The sequence below is a fragment of the uncultured Sphingomonas sp. genome (genome assembly GCF_913778135.1).
GTDB lineage: Bacteria > Pseudomonadota > Alphaproteobacteria > Sphingomonadales > Sphingomonadaceae > Sphingomonas.
Window position 1 is genome coordinate 1 of record NZ_CAJYVU010000134.1, and the last position, 4,161, is coordinate 4,161.

Consider the following 4,161-nt stretch of genomic DNA (forward strand, 5'->3'; position numbering starts at 1 on the left):
GCGGGGTCGACAAAAGGCCGCGAACGAGCAGGTAGATGCCCATTGCGACGAGGTAGGCGAGGACGAACGGCTTCACGACGCTGCCATCGACGCTGGTCAAAACATAAGCGCCGGTCACGCCACCGATTAGTCCGGGTACGAGCAGGCGCACGAACAGCTTGCGGTCGATGTTGCCGTGTAGCGCGTGGCTGATCCCCGACACCGCCGTCGTGAACGTCTCCACGATATGCACGTTCGCGGACGCACGCGCCGGCGCGACGCCGACGATTGCGACCAGCAGCACGTTGCATATCACGCCGAACGCCATGCCCAGCGCGCCATCAACCAGCTGCGCGGCAAATCCAATCGCGATGAACGGCAGTATCGCGCCGATGTCGATAAGGCTCAGATCAGGCATGTGAATCCCTTGTCGTACTCGCTGGTAGCGGTCGAGAGAGAAATCCTATGGTGCAACTAGGCTTTGATGGCACGTTGGGTCGCGCTGGAAAAGGGCAGGGCGTGCACCTAAGTGGACGGTTCACGCGTATAGGGGCGCGGTACCATGTCTCTTCTTTCCTATCTTGATTCAATCCGCGCGCGTGATCCGGCACCGCGAAGCCGTGCGGAGATCCTGACCTATCCGGGTGTCTGGGCGCTCGGCTGGCACAAGGTAGCGCATCGTCTTTTCCGCGCGCGCCTGTTTTTCCTCGCCCGTTGCGTGAACCATTTTTCGCGCGCGACCACGGCGATTGACATTCATCCCGGTGCAACCATCGGGCGCAACTTCTTCATCGATCACGGCTTCGTCGTCATCGGCGAGACAGCGGTGATCGGTGACAATGTCACGATCTACCAATGCGTCACGCTGGGCGGGACCAGCCCCGACAACGGCGTCGGCGGCAAGCGGCACCCGACGATCGCCGATGGTGCGATCATCGGGTCGGGCGCGCAGGTGCTCGGGCCGATCACGGTCGGCGAGCGCGCGCGGGTCGGCGCCAACGCGGTCGTGACCCGCGACGTGCCCGAAGGTGCGGTGATGGTCGGCATTCCTGCGCGCCCCACGATGGTGGAGGGCGGACAGGCGCCCGAGCGTCGCTTCGTACCCTACGGTACGCCGTGTTCGGAGATGTTCGATCCCGCGACGCAGAAGGTCGAGCTGCTCCGCTGCGAGTTGGAGGCGATGCGCAAGCGGCTCAACGCGCTGCTCGACGAACAGAGCGAAGAAAGGCGTAACCGCGCCTGATGGGCACCGTCACTCCGTTTCCGAAAGTAGCAGGCGGACCGACGCAGGTCGCGTTCGACCGACAGGAGCTGACCCGCATCCTCGATCTGTACGGCCGCATGGTCGCGGCGGGGCATTGGCGCGATTACGCGATCGATCTCGGACGCGAGGCGGCAACGTTCTCGGCCTTTCGCCGCGCGACCGAGCGGCCCGAGTTCCGGATCGAGAAGCGGCCGAGTCTCAGGCAACGCCAAGGTATGTGGGCGCTGGTCGGCGAGGCGGGGCAGGTGGTGAAACGCGGTCACGAGCTCGGCGCGGTCCTGGCGCCGGTGGAACGTCGCCTGCTAAAGCTGGTCGAGGAATGACAAGGGGCGCCTTCCCAGACGCCCCCCGCGCAATTTCAACCTTCCTGCAGCTTCTTCCCGATCAGCATCGCCTGTGCCGAGCCTGAGTCGGGCACGATCTCTCCGTTGCGATCGGTGATCTGCGCCCAATGCGTCGCGATCCCCTCGGGCGAGAGGTCGTCGCCTTTCAGCGCCACACCCTGCGTCAGCGTGACGTAGCTCGCCTGGAACACGCCCGCGCCCGCGCCGACGATCTGGTTGGTCGGCGCATCCTCGCTGACGAGGAACAGTGCCGCCGGCACGACCTTGTCGGGCGAGAAGGCATCGAACAGCTGCTCGGGGAAAATGTCCTGCGTCATCCGCGTTCCCGCCGTCGGGGCCAGCGTGTTGACCTTGATGTTGTTCTTCGCGCCTTCGAGATACAGCGTCTTGGTCAGACCGGCGAGCCCGAGCTTCGCCGCGCCGTAGTTCGATTGGCCGAAATTGCCAAACAGACCCGTCGATGACGCGGTCATCAGCACGCGGCCGTAATTCTGCTCGCGGAAGGTTTCCCAGCACGCCTTGGTCGCGTTGGCGGAGCCGATCAGGTGCACCTTGACCACGAAGTCGAAGTCGGCCGGCTCCATCTTCGCGAACGTCTTGTCGCGCAGCACGCCCGCATTGTTGATCAGGATGTGGACGCCGCCCCACTTCTCCTTGGCCTGGGCGACCATTGCGACCATCTGGTCGTATTCGGTGACGCTGGCGCCATTCGCGATCGCCTGCCCACCTGCGGCCTCAATCTCCTCGACGACCTTCTGCGCGGCGTCGGATGCGCCGGTACCGCTGCGATCTCCGCCAAGGTCGTTGACGACGACCTTGGCGCCGCGCCGCGCGAGTTCGAGCGCATATTCGCGCCCCAGGCCGCCGCCGGCACCGGTGACGATCGCGACCTTGTCATCGAAACGGATGGACATGGAAAAGGCGCTCCTTCGTGTGAACTGGAGCGCCTTCCCATACTCATCATTCAAACGGGCGCAACCGCCCGTTCGAGGTATCAGCGACGGCGGCGCGTCGCCTTGCGCGAACCGCGCGCGTCGCTCGCCTGCATGCAGCCGTCATATTGGCCAGCCTTGCAGATCGGGTAGCTCGCCTTGGGTGCCGGCGGCGGGTAGGCAGTGTTCGGGTCCTGCGCCTGCTGGTAGCGGACGGTCGCGCCCGGTGCCATCTGACCGCTCATCGCAGGCTGGCTCGGCTGGTAGCCGCCTGCCGGGGTCGCCATCGTGCCGTCGCCGCCGGTCGTCGGCGCGGGCATCGACGAAGACTGCGTCGTCGGCATGCTCTGCGACGACATCGTCGGGTCTGACGCCGTCGGAGGGGTCGACATCGCGGGGTCGGACGGCGTCATGGTGCCGGTCGAGTCGGTCGGCGGTGCGGTCTGGTCCTGCGGCATGGTGGCGCCGCTGTCCGCGGGGGTGGTGGTCGTCTGTGCAATGGCCGGGGTCGCGATCATCGCGGCGGCTGCAAGTAGGATAGACTTCATCAGAACTCTCCTGCCGGAAATCAATCGTGTAAATGACACGCGGTCTGGCCAACGTGCGATGGGCAGGAAGGGTCCGTTGTTGCGCATGCGATCCGAGATTCAGCGCCGGAGCGGCACTTTCCGGCGGTCAGTGCCCGGCATCGAGCGCATAGCCGGCCGAGCGGACGGTGCGGATAATGTCGGGCCGACCACCTTCGTTGATCGCCTTGCGCAGGCGGCGGATGTGGACGTCGACGGTCCGGCTCTCGATGTCGCTGTCGTGCCCCCACACGCTGTCGAGCAGCCGCTCGCGCGAGAAGACGTGTCCCGGGTGCTCCAGGAAATGCTTGAGCAGGCGGAACTCGGTCGGCCCGAGCGGGATCACCTCCCCGCCGCGGCGGACCTTGTGACCGACCGTATCCATCTCGAGATCGGAGTAGCTGAGCGCTTCACCAGCCAGCGCGGGGCGGACCCGGCGCAGCACCGCGCCAACGCGCGCGACCAGCTCGCGCGGACTGAACGGCTTGGTGACGTAATCGTCGGCACCGGTTTCCAGCCCGCGGACGCGGTCCTCCTCCTCGCCGCGCGCGGTCAGCATGATGATCGGCACGTTCTGCGTCTCGGCCGCACGGCGCAGGCGGCGGCAGACCTCGATTCCGGAGATGCCCTCGACCATCCAGTCGAGCAGCACGATGTCGGGCGGCGTCTCGCGCGCGAGCAGCAGCGCCTCCTCGCCGTCGATCGTGTGCTGGACGTCGAAATTCTCGCGCGAGAAATGCCAGACGAGCAGCTCGGCGAGGCTCGCGTCGTCCTCGACCAGCAACATGCGTGCGCGTGCCATTTGGGTCAGCTCCTTGACGAGAAAGGGGAGGTCGCGACGTCGTCGTCCGACCGGTCGCGCTCGGCGATTGGGGTGCCGTGCGCGGCGAAGTGGATCATCTCCGCGACGTTGGTCGCATGGTCGCCGATCCGTTCCAGATGCTTGGCGACGAACAGCAGGTGCGCGCACTGGCTGATCGTTTTCGGATTTTCGACCATGTAGGTGACGAGCGTGCGAAAAATGCTGTCGTAGAAATCGTCCAGCGCGTCGTCGCGCTCGCAGATCGCGATCGCGG

General features: G+C 65.7%; 7 protein-coding genes. 2 read left to right on the forward strand and 5 right to left on the reverse strand.

Annotated elements, in window-relative coordinates:
- On the reverse strand, window positions 1-397 hold a 397-nt coding region (locus tag QZ847_RS12375), incomplete at its 3' end, for a sulfite exporter TauE/SafE family protein (protein WP_294356902.1).
- Window positions 398-541: 144 nt separating this feature from the next.
- On the opposite strand from QZ847_RS12375, the gene epsC reads away from it, so the two are divergent.
- Both epsC and QZ847_RS12385 read left to right on the forward strand, forming a co-directional pair.
- Complete coding sequence (epsC, locus tag QZ847_RS12380; RefSeq protein WP_294356904.1) at window positions 542-1,222, forward strand: serine O-acetyltransferase EpsC; 681 nt, start codon at window positions 542-544, stop codon at window positions 1,220-1,222.
- On the forward strand, window positions 1,222-1,566 hold the full coding sequence (locus QZ847_RS12385) for a DUF2794 domain-containing protein (RefSeq protein ID WP_294356906.1): 345 nt from the start codon (window positions 1,222-1,224) through the stop codon (window positions 1,564-1,566). Before epsC ends, QZ847_RS12385 begins: the two co-directional genes overlap by 1 nt.
- Before the next feature lie 35 nt (window positions 1,567-1,601).
- Here the strand turns inward: QZ847_RS12385 and QZ847_RS12390 are convergent, their stop codons facing one another.
- The 4 genes from QZ847_RS12390 to QZ847_RS12405 all read right to left on the reverse strand — a co-directional run.
- Entirely contained in the window at window positions 1,602-2,501 is a 900-nt protein-coding gene (locus QZ847_RS12390) for an SDR family NAD(P)-dependent oxidoreductase (RefSeq protein WP_294356908.1), read from the reverse strand.
- Between the two features lie 80 nt (window positions 2,502-2,581).
- Window positions 2,582-3,067, reverse strand: coding sequence for a hypothetical protein (locus QZ847_RS12395; protein ID WP_294356910.1), 486 nt, complete (start codon window positions 3,065-3,067; stop codon window positions 2,582-2,584).
- A 127-nt stretch (window positions 3,068-3,194) separates the two neighbouring features.
- Window positions 3,195-3,887, reverse strand: coding sequence for a phosphate regulon transcriptional regulator PhoB (gene phoB, locus QZ847_RS12400; RefSeq protein ID WP_093007503.1), 693 nt, complete (start codon window positions 3,885-3,887; stop codon window positions 3,195-3,197).
- Window positions 3,888-3,892: 5 nt separating this feature from the next.
- Window positions 3,893-4,161, reverse strand: a 269-nt coding sequence (locus QZ847_RS12405; protein WP_294356912.1) for a PhoU domain-containing protein, incomplete at its 5' end; no start/stop codon positions are given.

What these genes read in the sequence shown, in the direction of transcription:
- epsC (WP_294356904.1), top strand. Translation starts at nt 542, where the DNA reads ATGTCTCTTCTTTCCTATCTTGATTCAATCCGCGCGCGTGATCCGGCA.
- QZ847_RS12385 (WP_294356906.1), top strand. Translation starts at nt 1,222, where the DNA reads ATGGGCACCGTCACTCCGTTTCCGAAAGTAGCAGGCGGACCGACGCAG.
- QZ847_RS12390 (WP_294356908.1), bottom strand. Translation starts at nt 2,501, where the DNA reads ATGTCCATCCGTTTCGATGACAAGGTCGCGATCGTCACCGGTGCCGGC.
- QZ847_RS12395 (WP_294356910.1), bottom strand. Translation starts at nt 3,067, where the DNA reads ATGAAGTCTATCCTACTTGCAGCCGCCGCGATGATCGCGACCCCGGCC.
- phoB (WP_093007503.1), bottom strand. Translation starts at nt 3,887, where the DNA reads ATGGCACGCGCACGCATGTTGCTGGTCGAGGACGACGCGAGCCTCGCC.